Genomic DNA, 18,473 nt, shown 5'->3' on the forward strand with positions numbered 1-18,473 from the left:
AAAAGGTCGCCCTCTAAAAGAGCGGCCTTTTTTTTCATGTCGAAATATATGCTCTCATTTGAAGATACTTTGCCGATCATTGAACATGCTGTTCGAGAACTCCGGTTTGATGAACCACCGAGAAGCCTTTTTGATCCGATTGTTTATACGCTTTCGTTGGGAGGTAAGCGCATTCGTCCCGCTTTCACCTTGATGGCTTGCAACCTTTATAGTGCCGATGTTGAACAGGCGCTCAAGCCTGCTCTCGGGATTGAAGTGTTTCATAATTTTACATTGCTGCACGATGACTTAATGGATGAAGCCCGGATCCGTCGGGGGCAACCGACGGTGCATGTTAAATGGAACCGGAATACGGCCGTGCTTTCGGGGGATGCCATGCTCATTACGGCTTATCGCCTTATCGGAGAAACTTCGTCGGAACAACTTAAAAAAATTCTTGATTTGTTTACGCAGACGGCTTTGGAAATATGTGAAGGACAGCAATATGACATGGAGTTTGAGTCGCGTTCGGATGTGACGGAGGCCGAATATATCGAAATGATCCGCCTGAAAACGGCCGTCTTGTTGGCTTGCAGTCTTAAAACAGGCGCGCTTGTTGGAGGAGCTTCCGAGCATGAAGCGGATATTCTCTATCGTTTCGGTATTCATATTGGTCTGGCCTTTCAGTTGCAGGACGATTTGCTCGACGTGTATGGCAGTCCGGAAACTTTCGGAAAGAATATCGGCGGAGATATTTTGTGCAACAAGAAGACATTTCTATTGATTCATACTTTGGCAAGCGCTTCGCCTGAACAAAAAGAACAGATTGTCTATTATCAGCGTCCGGATAAGGCGGCATGCTATACGGCCGACGAAAAGATTAAGGCGATTACTTCTATTTATGATCAATTAAACATAAGGGAGCTGACACAAGAGAAGATGAAGCATTATTATAATCTTGCGATGGATGAATTAGCGCTTCTGACAATCCCTCAGGAGCGATTGTCCGAGTTGCATCGCGTATGCCGTAAATTAATGAACCGCGAAAAATAAGTTTCCGGATAGCATGATGAAATGGATTGATACCCATACTCATATTTACGGAGAGGAATTTAACACAGACCGTAAGGAGATGATCGACCGGGCAAAAGAGGCCGGTGTTCTTGCTGCTCTGCTTCCGAATATCGATGCGCAAAGTATTCCTGCTTTGTTTCGTGTCTGTGATGAATATCCGGATTTTGCTTTTCCCATGATGGGGTTGCATCCGACAAGTGTAGATGCTCGTTATGCGTCACAGTTAATGTCGGTTGAGAAGGCTTTGACACAACGTGATTATTGTGGTATCGGGGAGATCGGGATAGATTTGTATTGGGATCGTTCGTTTTTGAAAGAGCAAAAGCAGGTCTTTGAAGAGCAGTTGAGATGGAGCATTGACTTGGGGCTTGCGGTCAGTATTCATACCCGCGAAGCCTATGCGGAAGTCTTTGACAGTATATATAAAGTAGGGTACGAACGTTTGAAAGGTGTGTTTCATTGTTTCTCCGGGACACCCGAAGACCTCGAGGAAATTAAGCGTTTGAAAGGGTTCAAAGTTGGCATCAACGGGGTTATTACGTTTAAAAAATCCACTTTGCCCGAAATGATTCGGACGGTGCCTCTCGAAATGTTGGTGCTCGAAACCGATGCTCCTTACTTGGCGCCGGTTCCTTATCGAGGAAAACGGAACGAAGTCGCTTATTTATGGGAGACGGCTTGCAAGACTGCCGAGATATTCGGAATCGGTATTGAAGAACTTTCGGTTCATACGGAAAAGAATGCGTTAGAATTGTTTAACATTTCGATTAGCACTTCTGGTTTAGAAGGCAAATGGCACAAGTACAGCCTTTTCTGAGCTTTTTTCGGAGTGTATCCGTTTTTTAGATTGTTGCTCTTGCCGACAAAAAAGTTTGCATGTCATATTTTTTTCGTACTTTGCACTCGTTTTTGAAAGGCATAGATTCTGGAGAGATGCTCGAGTGGTTGAAGAGGCACGCCTGGAAAGCGTGTATACGTCAAAAGCGTATCGCGGGTTCGAATCCCGCTTTCTCCGCAGGCCCAATGGGAAAGTCGCCGGAAGAAAAGTATAGTATAATGTTTATAAGAAATAAAAGAATAATAACGAGATTTATTAACAAACAATTTAAAAATAACAAAAAAAGAGAATTATTAATTTTAAATTAGCATCACTATGAAAAAGTTGTTTACAAAAGCAGTCTTAGGCGTTTGCGCCTTGGGAATTTCTACAGTAGCATTCGCTCAAGAAGCCGCAGAAGCTGTGGCTCCTGTTGAAGGGAGCATGCATCAAGCGTTAAAAACCAAGTTTATCGAAGGTGATGCCGGCTTCATGAGTCTGGTAGCGATTGCTTTGATCTTGGGTTTGGCATTTGTTCTGGAACGCATCATTTACCTGAATTTGGCTGACGTGAACCCGAACGGCATGCTGAACGATATCGAAGCTGCTCTCGACCGTGGAGACGTTGAAGGCGCCAAAGCGATTGCACGCGATACCAGAGGCCCGATTGCTTCGATTGCTTATCAAGGCCTGATGAGAATGGATCAGGGAATTGATGTGGTAGAGAAGTCGATCGTATCGTATGGCGGTGTGCAGAGTGGTTTGCTGGAGAAGAACTTGTCGTGGATTACTTTGTTTATTGCGATGGCTCCTTCTTTGGGATTCTTGGGAACGGTAGTCGGTATGATTATGGCGTTCGACAAAATCGAGCGCGTAGGTGATATCAGTCCGACGGTTGTTGCCGGTGGTATGAAGGTGGCCTTGATTACGACTGTGGGTGGTTTGATCGTAGCCCTTATTCTTCAGGTGTTTTATAACTATTTGCTCAGCAAATTGGAAGGTATCCTGAACAAGATGGAAGACGCTTCTATTACGTTGCTCGACATGGTTATCAAATACAATGTAAAATACAAAAAATAAGATTGAACCATGGCAGTAACTAAAATAAGAAAAATGTCAAGCTGGACATTGCTGGGCGTCATGATTGTAAGTGTGATCGTCTTTGCGATGTTCTATCTCGGCGGAGTTGTTGATGCTGCCGCTGAGAAGGCCGAACCGGTCAATACTTCCTTGTTATTGTATTGGTGCTATATTGTGTTTGGCATTGCCGTAGCGCTTTTATTATTGTTCGGTTTGGTACAATTTCTTGCAACGCTTAAGTCGAAGCCTAAAGCGGCTATCAGCTCTTTAGGAGTATTGATCGGATTTTTGGCGATGTTAGGAATTACATATGCAATCGGAGATACGACCCCGTTGCCTGGTATCAATGCAGACTCGGCTCAATATAATGTAGCAAGCTGGTTGAAAATTTCGGACATGTGGATCTATTCCATTTACATTCTGTTGGGATTATCAGTTTTAGCCATCATAGGCGGTTCTGTTAAGAAAGTATTCAGCAAGTAAAACGCATAAACAAGAAAGAAAATGGGTAAAAAAAGAAAAGTTCCGGGAATCAATGGATCTTCTTCTGCCGACATCGCTTTCATGTTGTTGCTGTTCTTCCTTTTGACTACCTCGATGGATACCGATATGGGGTTGGCGCGAAGACTTCCCCCTCCACCTGATAAAGAGCAAGTGGATAAGGAGTTCGATATCAAGAAGAGGAATATGCTTGTAGTATTGATCAGTTCCACTAATCAAGTATTATGTGGAGATGAGTACGTAGATGTGAAACAGGTTAAGGCGAAAGCGAAGGAATTCATTGCTAACGTGAATGATGATCCAAGTTTGCCGGAAAAAGAAGAAGTGGATGTACCGTTCTTCGGGAAAATGATGGTGACGAAATCACATATTATTTCATTAAAGAATGACCGAGGTACACAGTATCAGGCTTATATCAATGTGCAGAACGAATTGGCTGCGGCTTATAATGAATTGCGTGACGAAGTTGCCAAACAGAAATGGGGCAAAACCTTTGCGGAATTAAATACTGAGCAACAAAAGGCAGTTCAGACGATCTATCCGCAGAAGATATCGGAGGCTGAGCCGAAGAATTACGGTGAGAAAAAAACAAATTAAAGAGGAAGAATATAATGGGAAAGTTTAATAAATCGGGAGGACGTGAGATGCCCGAATTGAACACGGCGTCATTGCCTGACTTGGTATTCGCCTTTCTGTTTTTTATCATGATGGTAACGACGATGCGTGAAGTAACGTTGAAAGTTCAGTTTCGCGCACCGCAGGCTACCGAGCTTCAGAAGTTGGAGAAAAAGTCGTTGGTGACATTTATCTATGTCGGGAAGCCGATGCCGGAGTATCAGGCTAAGATGGGTTCGGAAAGCCGTCTTCAGTTGAACGATGCATTTGCAGAAGTCTCTGAAGTGGGAAGTTATATTGGTCAGGAGAAGTCGAGTATGAAAGAAGAAGATCAACCTTTTATGACGGTTTCTATTAAATCCGATTATGACACGAAGATGGGACTTGTTACGGACTTGAAGCAGGCTCTTCGCGAGGCTTACGCACTCAAGATTAGCTATTCGGCGCGAAAGCAAGTCGATTGATAATGAATATTTGAGAATGATTTGACAAAGGGTTGATTTTCTCCTTTTACGGGAGATATTCAACCCTTTATTTATTTTTCTCAGACAGATGATATGAAGAATAGAGAGATATACTTCTACCAATAAAAAATCACTCTGTATTTTAAAGCATTATGCAAAACTCTAATATTGAAAAAACAATGACACCATATGAATTAGACGAATTAGACGAAAAAATACTTAAGCTCATCGTAGGAGATGCGCGAAAGCCGTTTCTTGAGGTGGCGAGAGTCTGCAATGTTTCCGGGGCCGCGATCCATCAGCGGGTGCAGAAATTGATCCATGCAGGAGTTATTAAAAGTTCTGAATTTATGCTTGACAACCGTATGATCGGGTATAAAACATGTGCTTATATGGGACTTTTCCTTCGCGATCCGGGGCAATTTACTTCGATTGTCGATGCATTGAAAGATATTCCGGAGGTCGTGGAATGTTATTATACGACGGGAAAATACGATCTTTTTATTAAAATCTATGCACACGACAACGAGCATTTGCTTAAGATTATTCATGACAGGCTTCAGCCTCTTGGGCTGGCACGTACGGAAACCTTGATCTCCCTTAGAGAAGGCTTCCGCAGGCATTTGCCGATCAACCTTAGCGGAGATGCCGGTAAGAAAAAGATAAAGTAAGATTCTGGATAACCGTTTAAATCGCGCTGTATGTAGCAAAGCGATGGTCATTCAAACAAAAAGCCGTGGTCAAGTAAAATCGACCACGGCTTTTTTATGATAGAATCGGTTGACGAATTATCCGCCGAGGAATCCCAGCAGGATACCAGCTGCAACGGCTGAGCCGATAACGCCTGCCACATTCGGCCCCATGGCGTGCATCAGCAAATAGTTGCTCGGATCATACTCCAAGCCGATTGTTTGCGAGATACGCGCTGAGTCCGGTACGGCCGATACCCCTGAGTTTCCGATCAAGGGGTTGATCTTGTTACCCTCTTTCAGAAAAATATTGAAGAACTTCACGAACAGGATTCCTGCACACGTAGCAATCACGAATGACAAGGCTCCCAGCATAAAGATCTTAATCGAGTCCCAAGTAAGGAATTGGGTCGCTTGTGTAGAGGCGCCGACAGTTACTCCCAACAGAATCGTGATTGTATCGATTAGCGGCCCGCGGGCGGTCTCTGCCAAACGACGAGTTACTCCACTTTCTTTTAACAAATTCCCAAAGAAGAGCATACCTAAGAGCGGTAAGCCTGAAGGAACGAGAAAACACGTGAGCAAAAGGCCGATGATCGGGAAGATAATCTTCTCGGTCTGTGATACGGCACGCGGAGGTTTCATTCGGATCAGCCGCTCCTTTTTCGTCGTTAATATACGCATAAACGGCGGCTGAATGATCGGTACGAGCGCCATATACGAATAGGCTGACACCGCGATGGCTCCCATTAGGTTAGGGGCTAACTTGGATGAGAGGAAGATGGCCGTGGGGCCGTCTGCGCCGCCGATGATTCCGATAGCTCCTGCCTGACTCGGTTCGAATCCCATTTGCAATGCGATGATATAGGCGCCGAAAATACCGAATTGAGCAGCTGCTCCGATCAACATCAGCTTTGGGTTCGAGATCAGTGCCGAGAAGTCCGTCATCGCACCGATTCCTAAAAAGATCAGTGGGGGATACCATCCTTGCACCACACCTTGATACAAGATGTTGAGTACGGATCCTTCTTCATAAATGCCTATCTGCAATCCCGCATCTTTGAACGGAATGTTTCCGATCAGGATACCGAAACCGATCGGAATCAGCAGCATAGGTTCGAACTCATATCTGATTGCCAAAAAGATAAACAGGAGTCCGACCAGAATCATGATCAGGTGCCCCCCGGTTGCATTGGCGAATCCTGTATAGGAGAGAAATGTCTGCATGTTCTCTCCCAAAAATGATAAGAAGCTTTCCTGCATGACTTTTCTTATTTGAGAATGATCAAATCGGTACCTTCCAGCACAGAATCGCCTTTGTTTACTTTAATTTCAGCAACTTCCCCTTCGCGGTCGGCCGGGATGGTATTTTCCATCTTCATCGCTTCGAGAACGAGCAATTTCTGACCTTTCTTAACGGTATCACCCACCTTGCAGTCGATGCTCAGGATTACTCCCGGTAGCGGTGATTTAATAGCCCCTTTTCCTCCGCCGCTTGACGGACGCGCTACGACCGGTGCGCCGGTCGATGTCGTGGGGGCTTGTGCCGGTCGCTTAACGGCGGCTACCGTCTTTTTCGCCGGTTTGTCCATCACTACCTTGTACGGCGTACCATTCACTTCCACTTCTGCGATGTCATCTTCTACACGGTTTACCGTCACGTTATAGATGTTGCCGTTGATTGTATATTTAAATTGTTTCATTGATTTAATTTTTAGTAATTATAAAATAAGACCTTTTTTCTCGTTCACTTCTTATCCGGCAAACTGCGTAATCCGTAAATTTTTGAATTCCAGGGCGAATAATTTCGTGCGACCCTGTGAATCGTCAGTACCGTATTCTCAAAGTCATGCGCATCTTCAGCCACCTCGTAGAGTGCCGTAGTTATGGCGGCGAATACAGCTCCGGGTTCGTTGGCACTGTGGGTTACCGGAGCTCCCCCGCTGACTTTCTCTGCTCTGCGGCGGCTCATCTTAATCGCACTGTTCCCCACCTGTTTGAATATGAGGTAAAGTAAGATCAAGCCGAGGAATACGACCGTCATAGCCGTGAGTGTCATGCCGACTCCGAACGAGTCGTTACGCTGAAAGTTTTCGATCTTTTCGTTCGAATCGAGCGTTTTGTTGTTCGTGTCGGGGGTGACTTTCGTAAGTGCTTCCCAAGTGCCCACTCCGTCGAGGGTCAGACCGTAACTGACGTCGGGCTTCTGACCGGTAGGAATGGTAACCTGGTCAATCAAGGTCTTTCCATCCGAGTCGAAGAAAAAGAGACGGTTCTCTTTTTGGGGATCGAGTACAAAGTTCAAATGAAACGTTCCGTGAAACGGTCTGTTATCAGCCCAGAATAACACATGCTGACGGGGAGGGATTTTGGTTTTAACGTCTCCTTTCGGGATCATGTATTTTTTTGGGTCGTTCGGATCGTTCGAGATGTAACATCCTCTGATATCGACTGTTCCGGGCGAATTGTTGTACAATTCAATCCATCCGCTTCGTGAACCGTATTCATCGACGAAATTATCGACATTGATGACGAGCACTTCGTTCAGGCGTATGGATGAGGTTGACTGCCCGTTGGCATAGAAACCGCCGATCAGCATCAGTATGGCTAAAAATATTCCTGTTTTCTTCATTTTTCAAATTCTGATAATAAATTACAAAGGAATATTTCCGTGTTTCTTTGCCGGGTTCGTCAGCTTTTTCGTATGAAGTTGCTGCAATGCGCGAATGATGCGGAAACGGGTGTTACGCGGTTCGATCACATCGTCGATATAGCCGTATTTCGCTGCGTTATACGGGTTGGCGAAGAGTTTATTGTATTCCTCTACTTTTTCGGTCATCAAGGCCGCGGGATCAGCTGCTTCTTTCAGTTCTTTGGCATACAGTACTTCGGCTGCACCCGATCCGCCCATGACGGCGATTTCGGCTGTCGGCCATGCGTAGTTCATGTCGCCGCGCAGCTGTTTACAGCTCATTACAATATGCGAACCGCCATACGATTTGCGCAACGTAACAGTAACTTTGGGTACGGTTGCCTCGCCGTATGCGTAAAGCAGCTTGGCTCCGTGCAGGATGACCGCATTGTATTCCTGCCCTGTTCCGGGAAGGAAGCCGGGTACGTCGACGAGTGTGACGATCGGAATGTTGAAAGCATCGCAGAAACGTACGAAGCGTGCGCCTTTGCGTGATGCGTTGCAATCCAGTACTCCTGCCAGGAATTTGGGCTGGTTGGCTACGATGCCGACGGACTGACCGTTGAATCGAGCAAAGCCGATGATGATATTTTTGGCGTAGCTGGGCTGTATTTCGAAAAATTCGTTGTTATCGACGATGGTTCGGATCACTTCGTACATATCGTAGGCCTGATTGGCGCTGTCGGGGATGATCTCGTTCAGGTTGTCGTCAAGCCGGTCGATCGGGTCATTGCATTCCACATAGGGAGCTTCTTCCAGATTGTTTTGCGGGATATAGCTGAGCAACTGGCGAATCATAGCAAGTCCTTCTTCTTCGGTGGCAGCCGTAAAGTGGGTAACACCCGATTTCGTAGAGTGAACGCTTGCTCCACCCAGATTTTCCTGTGTCACGTCTTCGCCTGTTACGGTTTTCACCACTTTCGGTCCGGTGAGGAACATGTACGATGTGCCTTCGGTCATCAGAGTGAAGTCGGTCAATGCCGGCGAGTAGACGGCTCCTCCAGCGCACGGTCCGAAGATTCCGGAGATCTGCGGGATGACTCCCGACGCGAGAATGTTGCGTTGGAAGATTTCCGAATAACCTGCCAATGCGTTGATGCCTTCCTGAATACGGGCGCCTCCCGAGTCATTGATTCCGATACAGGGCGCTCCCATCTTCATGGCCATATCCATAACTTTACAAATCTTCTGGGCCATCGTTTCCGACAGAGAACCACCGAACACGGTGAAATCCTGTGCAAAAACATAGACGAGTCGTCCGCTGATCGTACCGCAACCGGTCACCACGCCGTCGCCGAGGATTTTCTTTTTATCTTGTCCGAAGTTCACACAGCGGTGTTCGACAAACATATCCATTTCTTCAAAGCTACCTTCATCCAGCAGCATGTTAATACGTTCGCGGGCTGTATATTTCCCTCTTTCGTGCTGCTTCTCGATCGCTTTCTCACCGCCACCCAAACGTGCTTTCTCACGCAAGGCGATCAGTTCTTTTATCTTTTCAAGTTGGTTACTCATTGTTTTTGATGTTAGTAGTTAATATTCGTGGCAAAATTATTTCATGCACAATTCGGTGAGTACGCCTCGTGTCGATTTGGGGTGCAGGAAAGCAATCTGAAGTCCTTCGGCGCCGGGACGTGGGGCTTTATCGATGAGTTGTACGCCTTTCGAGGCTGCTTCATCGAGCGACTGCTGTACGTCCGGAACGGCAAATGCGATGTGATGAATTCCTTCGCCTCGCTTTTCGATAAATTTTGCGATGGTACTGTCGGGGCTGGTAGGCTCCAATAATTCGATTTTCGTCTGTCCGACTTTGAAAAACGCCGTTTTCACTTTTTGGTCGGGTACTTCTTCAATACTGTAACATGTAAGTCCTAATACCTGTTCATAGTAAGGACGATGCTCCTCAATGCTGTTGACGGCAATGCCAAGATGCTCAATGTGCGAAATTTCCATAGTAAATCTTTATTTATATGTTATTAATTATCGGACAAAGGTATAAAATAAAATTGAGAAATAGTCGAAGGGACGGCGTGTGAAATCGATATTTTTTTACATCCTCTCGGAAATGGGAGAATCGCTGGTTTTGAGAGGTGGAGTGGGGCAGGGAAGAGGCTGTCCTGAAGAATGTTTTCCTCCCCTGAAAAATGCCGGATGCGGAAGGAGGATGCGGGAGGGAAAGCACCCTGCTTCATGCTGATCATCCGGCACAAAGGATAGTGTAGACGTTTCGGCCGTCAGTCATGTACACGGGTGCCGATCGGTTCACCGAGCATAACCTTCTTCAGGTTTCCAACGGTATCCATATCGAATACGATGAGCGGGAGGCTGTTTTCTTTGCACAGGGTCGTGGCCGTCAGGTCCATCACCTTCAGGTTGCGACGATAAATTTCATCGAACGTAATTTCGTCGAATTTGACGGCCGAGGGGTCTTTCTCCGGGTCGGCCGTATAGATACCGTCTACGCGTGTACCCTTGAGCATCACGTCAGCTTCTACTTCGATGCCGCGCAGCGAGGAGGCCGTGTCGGTAGTGAAGAACGGGTTACCCGTGCCGCCGGCGATAATCACGACCTGTCCGGCTTCGAGGCATTCGATGGCGCGTGTCTTGCTGTAATATTCGCCGATCGGCTCCATGCGAATGGCGGTCATGACGTGAGCCTTTACTCCTTCGGCATGAAGCGCCGAGCTTAGCGCCAAGCTGTTGATGACAGTGGCCAGCATCCCCATTTGATCGCCTTTGACACGGTCGAAGCCTTTCGCCGCGCCGCTCAGTCCACGAAAAATATTCCCTCCGCCAATCACGATCGCGATCTGAACCCCCATATCGGCAACTTCTTTGATCTGTGTCGCATATTCTGCGAGGCGCACTTCGTCGATGCCGTATCCTGCGTTACCCATCAACGACTCGCCACTCAATTTCAGTAAGATTCTTTTGTATCTCATTCTAATCATTGTTTTGAATGGCCACAAATGTAGGTAAAAACCTCGATATTTTACGCCGGCAAAGAAAAAAGGAGGATGCTTCCGCCGATTCTCCGCTTTTGAACCGCGCGACTTCGTGCGGGAGCAGATAAAAGTTACTGTCACGTTGTGTTAACTCTGGTTTTTAGGTGTTGTTGTACAACAACGCCCTTCAATGTTAACCGGCGATATTGAAGACGCCAAACTGATAAAGCAGAATCAATCCGATACCTGCCGGTGCGATATATTGCACGAGGAAACGATAGGTTCGGAAGAAATAGAACGGCACGCTGCCTTCGTTCGTCAGTTCGGCTTTCAGGATTTTTCGGTCGATGCGATGCCCGACAAAGATGCAGGTGAGCATACCTCCGAGGGGCAGCATGATTTTAGCGGTCAGAAAATCGAGGCATTCAAAGAAAGTCATCCCGAAAAGCGTACAGTCTTTCATCAGTCCGAACGAGAGGGAACTGAACACCGCCAGAATACAGGTGCCGAGCGATACGTAGATGGTTGCCCGCTTGCGTTTGATGCCATGTTCTTCGTGAATGTAGGCTGTGGCTACTTCGTGCAGCGAGATGGTAGACGTCAGCGCCGCTACGCCCAAAAGGAGGTAGAAGCTGAAAGCCCATACGTTTCCGAAAGGCATCTGGGCGAAGATATTGGGCAGTGTGATAAACACGAGGGCGACTTTCTCGGTTGGTTCGACACCGAAATGAAAGACGGCCGGAAAAATCATTACTCCGGCCAGCAGCGCCACGACCGTATCGAGTACCACGACCTCGATCGCCGTACGTTGCAAGTCGGTTTTTTTATCGAAGTAAGAACTGTACGTAATCAGGCATCCCATGCCGATGCTGAGCGAAAAGAAGGCCTGTCCCATGGCGCTGAACACGACGGACGAGTTGATTTTCCCGAAATCGGGTTTGAAAAGAAACTCCAACCCTTCGCGAGCGCCCGAAAACATCAGGCTGCGTACGCACAGTATGAGCATGATGACGAAGAGTAGCGGCATCAGAAATTTCGAGGCTCGCTCGATTCCGTTCTTCACACCGACCGCCACGATGAAATGTGTAAGCCCGATGAAGAGTACGGTCCAGAAGATAGGACGGAAAACCTCGGAAGAGAAGGCGAAAAATTCCGCTTCGAAATCGGCCGTCGTTTTACCGGTTAACGGTTCGGTCACGGATTGAAAAAGGTATTCGAAAGTCCATCCGGCAATGACGAAATAGAAGCCGAGAATGAGGAACGCGATCAGGACCCCGTTGTAACCGACCAGTCCCCATGCCGTGCCGGGCGCCATGGCTTTGAAAGCTCCGGCCGCGTTGCGTTGCGTGTGTCGGCCGATGAAGAACTCGGCGATGACGGCCGGCAGTCCGAGAAGCAACACGCAGAGGATATAAATCAGCAGAAACGCGCCGCCCCCATTGGTGCCCAGCATATAGGGGAAACGCCAGATATTGCCTAACCCGACGGCGCTCCCGATGGTAGCAAGCACCACGCCCAATCGGCCGAAAGTGGTTCGTGTGGTCGTACTCATATCTGTCCGTCTTTCATGTGAATGATACGGTCGGCTTGCGTTGCCAGCTGCTCATCGTGCGTGACGATGACGAAGGTCTGTCCCATTTCGTTCCGCAAGTCGAAGAACAGCGCGTGCAACTCTTCCTTGTTCTGTGTGTCCAGACTGCCCGAAGGCTCGTCGGCCAGAATCACGGAAGGCCGGTTGACAAGCGCGCGTGCCACAGCGACCCGTTGTTTCTCGCCGCCCGACAGTTCGGCGGGTTTGTGCGTCATCCGGTCGGAAAGTTTGAGAAAATCCAGCAGCTCCTTTGCCCTTTTTTCGGCGGCAGAGGTGGGTTGGCGGGCAATCAGCGCGGGGATCATCACGTTTTCGAGCGCGGTGAACTCCGGCAGCAACTGATGAAACTGAAAGACGAAACCGATATGGCGGTTGCGGAAATCAGCCATCTGTTTTTCGTTGAGCCGGAAGGGTTCGATGTCTTCGATCAGGAGTGTGCCGCTGTCGGGCTTGTCTAACGTTCCGATAATTTGCAGCAGGGTCGTTTTACCGGCACCGCTCGGCCCGACGATGGCTACGATTTCTCCGGCGTCGATCGTCAAATCAATACCTTTCAGAATCTCCAGCTTGTCGAAGCGTTTTCTTATTCCTCGCGCTTGTATCATTGTTAAAAGTTAAAATAACCTGTCCGATGGGATGAAGTCGCGAAAGTAGATAAAAATCCGCCATCGGACAAGAAAAAGAGGAGAAATAAGTTCCTTATCGTTGCGTTTGATAAGGATATAGCCGTTTATCTCATTGGCTCAACCATGTATCCACGATCTCTTAACTTGGCAATTAATCCGTCGGGGCCAATCAGATGTGCTGCTCCGACCGCGATTAGTGAAGAATCTTCATGAATCATTGGAATAATATTACTCATCCATTGTTCATTGCGTCTGGAGCCTAATATTTCAAAAAAGTGTTCCATCATTTTTTTGAAATGTTGTTTCTCTTCATTTTGAATGTTTTCGAGCTCTGAAAAATTCATGTTCTGTTTATTCAGCGAATCAATAGCCATCAAGCTGCTCATGCTTTGCTCTTTATATAATTTGGATGCAAGATTCATCGAAGCAGAAAACGTTTCAGGATATTGCAATATTGCTTTTAAAGAGGCGGCTTGGTATTTCAGATTGATCGAATATCTAAGAGAATCCAAATAAACGGTTCTCTTATTTACTTCCTCTAAGGTTTCCATAAAGAGTGTCTTTTTGTAATTTTGCTCCCCGATTAGTAAAATAAAGGGTCTGTGTTGAATCGTGTGGGTAACCCATAAATCAGCATCGGGAAGGAACTATCACAAATGGGGTATTGGAAAGTCTTAACGCTAAAGTGCAATTGGCCAAAAGAAGAGCTAGAGGATACGCAAATGTGAATAACTTTATGGATATGGTATACTACATAAACGGAGGAAGGAATTTCCATTACCCACTCAAATCAACATAGAGCCAAAATAAATCGATCCATATCCGTCTCTTTTCCTCTAATATTTTGATAGGCTATCATACTCATAAAGAACGAACACCAGAACATTGGTTTGTATTTGAAATATTCAGGATTCCCATCTCTTAGTATTGAATCGACAAACTGAAAGTCACTATCGCTATATAATGTTGCATAAGTACTGTCTTGGGGCATGTAAACATATTCAGCAAGATCCATTCCCTGATTATCCAAAGCATAAGCATCACATTCAATTGCCACCTGTTTAGCCGCCTTAAAAGCTTTTCTGAATCCCGAAATACTATCCAAGAACGTGCGACCAACATTGTGCATCGTTCCCAAAAGATATGAATCATGTTGTAAACCGTTGCCCGAAATTCTCCAGAGCAAGCTGTTTTCATTGTTTTTCAATTCGGCCTCTTGTGTCGATTGAGCCGAACAAATCCCTATTGAAAAGGACGAAAGTAAAAATAGGGCAATTAAGATTCTCTTCATTTTTTCTATGTTTTTATAATTGGTATTCTTAACTGTTGCATGCAGTTTCCAAGTTCAAAATTAAGAAAAGATTTTAGGGAGGAATAAAAATGGAACATATATTTTGCTTCGTCGTTGAAAAAGCTCAAGCCCGAACATTTGTTTATTGGCTTGTTTGCTGCGTTCTCTGCGTATCATTCGCATAATCCGTTGGAAAAACGTTATCTTTGTCGCGTATTATCAATATCGCCGTTGCGGCAAACAACGCGAAAAACTTTTATACGTTTATGTTTGAATTTTTAGAGATTTATCCATGGTTGACGCCGATGATTATTTTCTTTGGTCGTATCTGCGATGTGACCTTGGGAACCTTGCGCATCATCTTTGTCTCGAAAGGGGAAAAGAAGAAGGCGCCGGTTGTCGGCTTCTTTGAGGTGTTTATCTGGGTGATTGTGATTTCGCAAATATTTTCCAACGCCAACGATATCGTAGCTTATCTCTCGTACGCCGGTGGTTATGCGGCCGGTAATTTCGTGGGGATTATGGTGGAGAATAAGATTGCCATCGGCTTTCTGTTGTTCCGCATTTATACGAAGAGGGACGGTGCCGAGCTGACCCGCCTCCTCAACGATAACGGATTCGGCTCTACGTGCCTTAAGGGCGAAGGAGCGATCTCCGAGGTCTCGGTTATCGAGACCGTCGTTAGTCGTAAGTCGGAGAAGAAAGTCGTTCGTCTGGTGAATATGTTCGATCCGGATGCTTTTTATCTGGTCGAAGATGTTCGCTCCAAGCAGCGAGGCATTTTTTCGGCTGCCGGCGCGCCCCGTTTGGGGAAATAATATCTATTTTATTTCTTCATATTCACGAATTGCGCGATTAAAACGTGATTGAACATCTTCGAAGGAATAAAGTCCCTCATCATTCGCTTGTAAACCTTCCAGCTTTAACGGATAAACCATCGGAGGATGTTCGAGTGTGAGCATCTGTAGCTCGCGTAATTGCCGGGTGCTTTGATAAACGAGGTTCACGGCAATATAGGACTTACCTTCATGGTTCTCCCATTTTTCGAACACGAGTTTACAGCCTATCGGCGTTTTCTTTTCGATAGAATGAGGAAGTTCGTAATCTTCTATTCCGAGTGCAGCATTGACACTGGCGATATTCGAGTCGTGTCCGCAGAGAAAGGTGAACTTACGCGCGGATGCATTCAACTCGTCCTGCAAATACACAAGTAACGGATGAGCTACATTGACAGCCACAATCGGCGCCGCAAAGAGTACATCACCATACACATCCTTGACCTTTGCAATCTTTTCCCAATCACTCTTCGTGATCGAATGGCAGAAAGCGGCCTTGACCGTGTCAGGTTCTTCGTAATATTGAAGAATAAATGCGTCGGATGCGGAGTTTGCCAACTTTAACGATCCCGTCATATTGGGTTCTTGGTCTTTGACAAGTGAGATCTGTGTGTTGTAATCATCGAATGCGCATGTCTCCCCCTCTTTGCAGGCAGGAGAATTTTTCAGATCAAGCACTTTAGCGATTACTTTATATGAATCTTCCAGCTTCTCATTGATCCCGACAATTCCTTTTTTGCCTCCCATGGCTGCAATCTCTTTCAGCGCCTGTGTCTGAAAAGCGTCGCTCACTTTGGTCAGGCGAGGGAAGAAAACGGGATCCATCTTGCTCGGAGAAAAGCGATGGTTGACTCTGATATTTGCCACCGGCATAAATCCGGATGAAAAGTACTGTGCCGTAGCAATAGTACGTTGCATGCTGTTGGCGTAAAAATTCAGCTCATCTGCTGTCGGTACATGATTCTCCTCAAAAAGACCCTCCTCAACAAGCCATTTGCGAAAAAACTGCCCCATCATTGTTTCAAGTATTCCTCCGCGCAGTGTCAGTTCGCTCGGAGCTGACGACCACTCCGTCCATTTGTGTGGTGTCAGACGACTAAGTGCGCTGCCGTTCGAAGATAGTGGTGAGCGAATATTATGGCGACTGAGAATAACCACTTCTTTCAATTTATATTCGCTTCTGAATTCCTGCGAACGTTCCAGTTGTGCCATCATTACAGCCGGGCACAACAGAAGCAGAAGAATCCGGAATGTTTTTTTTCTTTTTATCATGTTTTGAAATGATTAAATTGAAATGATTGTGTTGTTTTTCTGACGGATTCAAAACTTCACCTGAAAACGCGTCTCGATCAGACTCAGATGGGTATCGTCATAGCCGGCTCTGTCGGTCGCTTTTGTCAGCGAACCTCTGACACGCCAAATCATGTATTTGTTCGGATAATAGTTGAAGGTGAGCGACCAGTCGTTCACCCGTCCTCCGAGAATTTGGGCCTTATGATCGGACAAATCGGTGTAGTTGTATCCTAATACAAGCTCCATCGAGCCCGGATCAGGTGTACGGATACCGCTGTCTCCATCGGAGTAAACGTAGCCATTACCTTTTACAAGTCCTCTTAAAAGGGCATACGCACCGCTTGCCTGATAACGAGGTAATCCATTTTCACGATTTACCGTCACGAAAAAATACTGCGATTCGATAGCCAAACGACCGATAGCCGCCGTTACTTCGGGCGTAAACTTGTAAAGCATCTTCGCCTCGGTGATGTCGGCCTGCTGAGCCGTCACACGCGCGATACGGGTCGGAAATTCCGACTTCAACGCATACGAGCGATGATTATCTTCAGGTTTGGCATTGTATCGAGGCGATTCGAAAGCTCCTGAAAGACCTATATGAAAGATCTTACCCGGATCGCGCAGGGGACGGTAGACGAGTCGGCTCATCATACCGTAACCTTCATTGCCGAGTTTATCCGTGCTTTGTTTCATCGCTTCACCTTCCGCAAAGAGGCTCAGTGTACCGAAAAACTTCTCTTTATTATGAAGGAACATCAGGCCGACTAAGCGGGAGTTGAAAAAGGCTTGGTTGCTGGCCGGTTCCTCCATTGTGATCTTGAAAGAAGAGCTTGTTGCGCTCTGCAGTCCGAACTGATGCACGAAATATCCTCCGCGAAGCAGATTCTCCTTATTGAAGACGTATTCCATAAAGATGTCTTTCAGCGAGATTTTTGCATAAGCAAACCCCACATCGACCTTACTCTTCCATTTGCCGTATTGCGCTCCAAACCCGATGCGTACATCGGGAATGGCAACTCCATCGTTGAATTTATCGTTGTAATGGTCGGCATGGAAGGCACCCGCATCCATCAGGATACGCCCCGAAGGCTTCACCGTTAATTTCTCTTCCTCCTGACTATAGGTTGTCCCAATCAACATGAGGCCGAGAAGTATGAGAATAAATTGTTTCATCACGCGTCACCTGTTTCAGTTGGCCTGGATCTCGCTTTTCTTCACTTTGCCTTCCTTAACGAGTTTGGCAAACTCCTGCTTGGCTTTGCCGAGCTGCACCATAAAATTCTCGTTGGCATGCAGACGTGCGACAACTGCGCTGGCGACCAAACGTGCGGCATCGACGTCGCTTTGGAAATGATACCCACAGATAACACGGCTCTGTCCCATTTCAAATCCTCTTTTAAGGATCTCGTTCTGACGATCCACATTGATCTCTGCCAGTACGAGCGCCGTAGCCCAACCGATGGCGGTGTGTCCCGAGGGATAGGAACCGTTGGTCGAAAGCTCCTGTTGTTGCTTAGGATTACACGTTTCTTCCTGATAAAAAGCAAACGGACGCATGCGCATGTAATGCTCCTTGGCGCCGCGTGTGGCCAGATCTCCCGCGTCTTCGCGCATATTCAAGACCAACTTGTGAATTTCGGGGGTTGTCTCCTTCGAGATACGGACTCCGAATGCTTCTGAAAAGGCTTGTGGCACACCATCCCCATCTACGTTGGCATCCGAAAAAGCCTGCTCGCCGCGTGGCGTGTTTCGCTGCATCTTTCCCCATTGATACTGCGCTTGATCATGAAGAAAAAGAATGCTGCCCGGTTGCGGAGGAGGAGCTAGAAGGTCGAGGCTTCTTGCTACGTCTCCGATCTGTAAGAAATAAAGCGTAGGATTCGTCCGCACGTCTTTGATCTTTTCCTGTCCGAATACAGCAACCGAAATAATGCTCAGTACAACTGCAATAAAATTGTTCTTTTTCATGTTACATAAAAT

21 protein-coding genes, 1 tRNA gene and 1 pseudogene are annotated in these 18,473 nt (G+C 46.7%); 10 read left to right on the top strand and 13 right to left on the bottom strand.

The annotated features are described in order from the left end of the window. The first annotated feature begins 48 nt into the window (after positions 1–48). The 8 genes from ACTTKA_RS03185 to ACTTKA_RS03220 all read left to right on the top strand — a co-directional run bounded on the left by ACTTKA_RS03185 (position 49) and on the right by ACTTKA_RS03220 (position 5,201). Complete coding sequence (locus ACTTKA_RS03185) at positions 49–1,032, top strand: polyprenyl synthetase family protein (protein WP_442723963.1); 984 nt, start codon at positions 49–51, stop codon at positions 1,030–1,032. 16 nt (positions 1,033–1,048) lie between these two features. Next, positions 1,049–1,870, top strand: coding sequence for a TatD family hydrolase (locus ACTTKA_RS03190; RefSeq protein ID WP_442723964.1), 822 nt, complete (start codon positions 1,049–1,051; stop codon positions 1,868–1,870). 110 nt (positions 1,871–1,980) lie between these two features. Next, a tRNA-Ser gene (locus tag ACTTKA_RS03195) sits at positions 1,981–2,068 on the top strand. A 138-nt stretch (positions 2,069–2,206) separates the two neighbouring features. Continuing rightward, entirely contained in the window at positions 2,207–2,950 is a 744-nt protein-coding gene (locus ACTTKA_RS03200; protein ID WP_314749039.1) for a MotA/TolQ/ExbB proton channel family protein, read from the top strand. A gap of 9 nt (positions 2,951–2,959) precedes the next feature. Beyond that, complete coding sequence (locus ACTTKA_RS03205; RefSeq protein ID WP_442723944.1) at positions 2,960–3,433, top strand: hypothetical protein; 474 nt, start codon at positions 2,960–2,962, stop codon at positions 3,431–3,433. Positions 3,434–3,454: 21 nt separating this feature from the next. After that, positions 3,455–4,048, top strand: coding sequence for a biopolymer transporter ExbD (locus tag ACTTKA_RS03210; protein ID WP_442723945.1), 594 nt, complete (start codon positions 3,455–3,457; stop codon positions 4,046–4,048). A 14-nt stretch (positions 4,049–4,062) separates the two neighbouring features. Next, entirely contained in the window at positions 4,063–4,530 is a 468-nt protein-coding gene (locus ACTTKA_RS03215) for an ExbD/TolR family protein (RefSeq protein ID WP_442628722.1), read from the top strand. Positions 4,531–4,709: 179 nt separating this feature from the next. After that, positions 4,710–5,201 (top strand): Lrp/AsnC family transcriptional regulator, encoded by a 492-nt coding sequence (locus tag ACTTKA_RS03220; RefSeq protein WP_442723946.1) that lies wholly within the window; start codon positions 4,710–4,712, stop codon positions 5,199–5,201. 117 nt (positions 5,202–5,318) lie between these two features. Here ACTTKA_RS03220 and ACTTKA_RS03225 read toward each other — a convergent pair whose 3' ends face one another. From ACTTKA_RS03225 to ACTTKA_RS03265, 9 genes are all read right to left on the bottom strand, one after another. Next, on the bottom strand, positions 5,319–6,482 hold the full coding sequence (locus ACTTKA_RS03225; RefSeq protein ID WP_442713488.1) for a sodium ion-translocating decarboxylase subunit beta: 1,164 nt from the start codon (positions 6,480–6,482) through the stop codon (positions 5,319–5,321). 8 nt (positions 6,483–6,490) lie between these two features. Further along, positions 6,491–6,922: an acetyl-CoA carboxylase biotin carboxyl carrier protein gene (locus ACTTKA_RS03230; protein ID WP_442713487.1), complete on the bottom strand. Its 432-nt coding sequence runs from the start codon at positions 6,920–6,922 to the stop codon at positions 6,491–6,493. A gap of 44 nt (positions 6,923–6,966) precedes the next feature. Continuing rightward, a complete protein-coding gene (locus tag ACTTKA_RS03235) occupies positions 6,967–7,851 on the bottom strand; it encodes an OadG family transporter subunit (RefSeq protein ID WP_442723947.1) in 885 nt (294 codons plus the stop codon). A 21-nt stretch (positions 7,852–7,872) separates the two neighbouring features. After that, positions 7,873–9,426, bottom strand: a complete 1,554-nt coding sequence (locus ACTTKA_RS03240) for an acyl-CoA carboxylase subunit beta (RefSeq protein ID WP_442723948.1) — start codon at positions 9,424–9,426, stop codon at positions 7,873–7,875. 36 nt (positions 9,427–9,462) lie between these two features. Continuing rightward, on the bottom strand, positions 9,463–9,864 hold the full coding sequence (gene mce / locus ACTTKA_RS03245; protein ID WP_124750501.1) for a methylmalonyl-CoA epimerase: 402 nt from the start codon (positions 9,862–9,864) through the stop codon (positions 9,463–9,465). Between the two features lie 281 nt (positions 9,865–10,145). Beyond that, on the bottom strand, positions 10,146–10,853 hold the full coding sequence (pyrH, locus tag ACTTKA_RS03250) for a UMP kinase (protein ID WP_442723949.1): 708 nt from the start codon (positions 10,851–10,853) through the stop codon (positions 10,146–10,148). A gap of 196 nt (positions 10,854–11,049) precedes the next feature. Next, on the bottom strand, positions 11,050–12,408 hold the full coding sequence (locus tag ACTTKA_RS03255; RefSeq protein WP_442723950.1) for a sodium-dependent transporter: 1,359 nt from the start codon (positions 12,406–12,408) through the stop codon (positions 11,050–11,052). Further along, complete coding sequence (locus ACTTKA_RS03260) at positions 12,405–13,052, bottom strand: ABC transporter ATP-binding protein (protein ID WP_442713481.1); 648 nt, start codon at positions 13,050–13,052, stop codon at positions 12,405–12,407. Before ACTTKA_RS03260 ends, ACTTKA_RS03255 begins: the two co-directional genes overlap by 4 nt. Positions 13,053–13,177: 125 nt before the next feature. Beyond that, complete coding sequence (locus ACTTKA_RS03265) at positions 13,178–13,684, bottom strand: TraB/GumN family protein (RefSeq protein ID WP_442723965.1); 507 nt, start codon at positions 13,682–13,684, stop codon at positions 13,178–13,180. Between the two features lie 29 nt (positions 13,685–13,713). On the opposite strand from ACTTKA_RS03265, the pseudogene ACTTKA_RS03270 reads away from it, so the two are divergent. Further along, positions 13,714–13,872 (top strand): annotated as a pseudogene (locus ACTTKA_RS03270) (transposase); the annotation flags it as partial. Here ACTTKA_RS03270 and ACTTKA_RS03275 read toward each other — a convergent pair. Next, complete coding sequence (locus tag ACTTKA_RS03275; RefSeq protein ID WP_442723951.1) at positions 13,864–14,364, bottom strand: TraB/GumN family protein; 501 nt, start codon at positions 14,362–14,364, stop codon at positions 13,864–13,866. The pseudogene ACTTKA_RS03270 and the gene ACTTKA_RS03275 sit on opposite strands and share 9 nt — an antisense overlap. Before the next feature lie 266 nt (positions 14,365–14,630). On the opposite strand from ACTTKA_RS03275, the gene ACTTKA_RS03280 reads away from it, so the two are divergent. After that, positions 14,631–15,182 (top strand): DUF2179 domain-containing protein, encoded by a 552-nt coding sequence (locus ACTTKA_RS03280; protein ID WP_442723952.1) that lies wholly within the window; start codon positions 14,631–14,633, stop codon positions 15,180–15,182. Positions 15,183–15,185: 3 nt separating this feature from the next. Here ACTTKA_RS03280 and ACTTKA_RS03285 read toward each other — a convergent pair whose 3' ends face one another. From ACTTKA_RS03285 to ACTTKA_RS03295, 3 genes are read right to left on the bottom strand one after another with little or no spacing between them, the layout of a single operon-like run. Then, on the bottom strand, positions 15,186–16,472 hold the full coding sequence (locus ACTTKA_RS03285) for a histidine-type phosphatase (RefSeq protein WP_442723953.1): 1,287 nt from the start codon (positions 16,470–16,472) through the stop codon (positions 15,186–15,188). A gap of 48 nt (positions 16,473–16,520) precedes the next feature. Further along, positions 16,521–17,666, bottom strand: coding sequence for an OprO/OprP family phosphate-selective porin (locus tag ACTTKA_RS03290; RefSeq protein WP_442723954.1), 1,146 nt, complete (start codon positions 17,664–17,666; stop codon positions 16,521–16,523). 15 nt (positions 17,667–17,681) lie between these two features. Continuing rightward, entirely contained in the window at positions 17,682–18,461 is a 780-nt protein-coding gene (locus tag ACTTKA_RS03295) for an acid phosphatase (protein WP_442723955.1), read from the bottom strand. Positions 18,462–18,473: the final 12 nt, after the last annotated feature.

It is taken from the genome of Tannerella sp. (assembly GCF_052170195.1).
Taxonomy (GTDB): Bacteria; Bacteroidota; Bacteroidia; order Bacteroidales; family Tannerellaceae; genus Tannerella.

Excerpts from the sequence above, each read along its gene's own strand:
- ACTTKA_RS03235 (WP_442723947.1), bottom strand. The coding sequence starts at position 7,851 with ATGAAGAAAACAGGAATATTTTTAGCCATACTGATGCTGATCGGCGGT.
- ACTTKA_RS03260 (WP_442713481.1), bottom strand. The coding sequence starts at position 13,052 with ATGATACAAGCGCGAGGAATAAGAAAACGCTTCGACAAGCTGGAGATT.
- ACTTKA_RS03220 (WP_442723946.1), top strand. The coding sequence starts at position 4,710 with ATGACACCATATGAATTAGACGAATTAGACGAAAAAATACTTAAGCTC.
- ACTTKA_RS03275 (WP_442723951.1), bottom strand. The coding sequence starts at position 14,364 with ATGAAGAGAATCTTAATTGCCCTATTTTTACTTTCGTCCTTTTCAATA.
- ACTTKA_RS03280 (WP_442723952.1), top strand. The coding sequence starts at position 14,631 with ATGTTTGAATTTTTAGAGATTTATCCATGGTTGACGCCGATGATTATT.
- ACTTKA_RS03290 (WP_442723954.1), bottom strand. The coding sequence starts at position 17,666 with ATGAAACAATTTATTCTCATACTTCTCGGCCTCATGTTGATTGGGACA.
- ACTTKA_RS03190 (WP_442723964.1), top strand. The coding sequence starts at position 1,049 with ATGAAATGGATTGATACCCATACTCATATTTACGGAGAGGAATTTAAC.
- ACTTKA_RS03200 (WP_314749039.1), top strand. The coding sequence starts at position 2,207 with ATGAAAAAGTTGTTTACAAAAGCAGTCTTAGGCGTTTGCGCCTTGGGA.
- ACTTKA_RS03295 (WP_442723955.1), bottom strand. The coding sequence starts at position 18,461 with ATGAAAAAGAACAATTTTATTGCAGTTGTACTGAGCATTATTTCGGTT.
- ACTTKA_RS03285 (WP_442723953.1), bottom strand. The coding sequence starts at position 16,472 with ATGATAAAAAGAAAAAAAACATTCCGGATTCTTCTGCTTCTGTTGTGC.
- ACTTKA_RS03185 (WP_442723963.1), top strand. The coding sequence starts at position 49 with ATGCTCTCATTTGAAGATACTTTGCCGATCATTGAACATGCTGTTCGA.
- ACTTKA_RS03225 (WP_442713488.1), bottom strand. The coding sequence starts at position 6,482 with ATGCAGGAAAGCTTCTTATCATTTTTGGGAGAGAACATGCAGACATTT.
- mce (WP_124750501.1), bottom strand. The coding sequence starts at position 9,864 with ATGGAAATTTCGCACATTGAGCATCTTGGCATTGCCGTCAACAGCATT.
- pyrH (WP_442723949.1), bottom strand. The coding sequence starts at position 10,853 with ATGAGATACAAAAGAATCTTACTGAAATTGAGTGGCGAGTCGTTGATG.
- ACTTKA_RS03210 (WP_442723945.1), top strand. The coding sequence starts at position 3,455 with ATGGGTAAAAAAAGAAAAGTTCCGGGAATCAATGGATCTTCTTCTGCC.
- ACTTKA_RS03230 (WP_442713487.1), bottom strand. The coding sequence starts at position 6,922 with ATGAAACAATTTAAATATACAATCAACGGCAACATCTATAACGTGACG.
- ACTTKA_RS03215 (WP_442628722.1), top strand. The coding sequence starts at position 4,063 with ATGGGAAAGTTTAATAAATCGGGAGGACGTGAGATGCCCGAATTGAAC.
- ACTTKA_RS03240 (WP_442723948.1), bottom strand. The coding sequence starts at position 9,426 with ATGAGTAACCAACTTGAAAAGATAAAAGAACTGATCGCCTTGCGTGAG.
- ACTTKA_RS03205 (WP_442723944.1), top strand. The coding sequence starts at position 2,960 with ATGGCAGTAACTAAAATAAGAAAAATGTCAAGCTGGACATTGCTGGGC.
- ACTTKA_RS03255 (WP_442723950.1), bottom strand. The coding sequence starts at position 12,408 with ATGAGTACGACCACACGAACCACTTTCGGCCGATTGGGCGTGGTGCTT.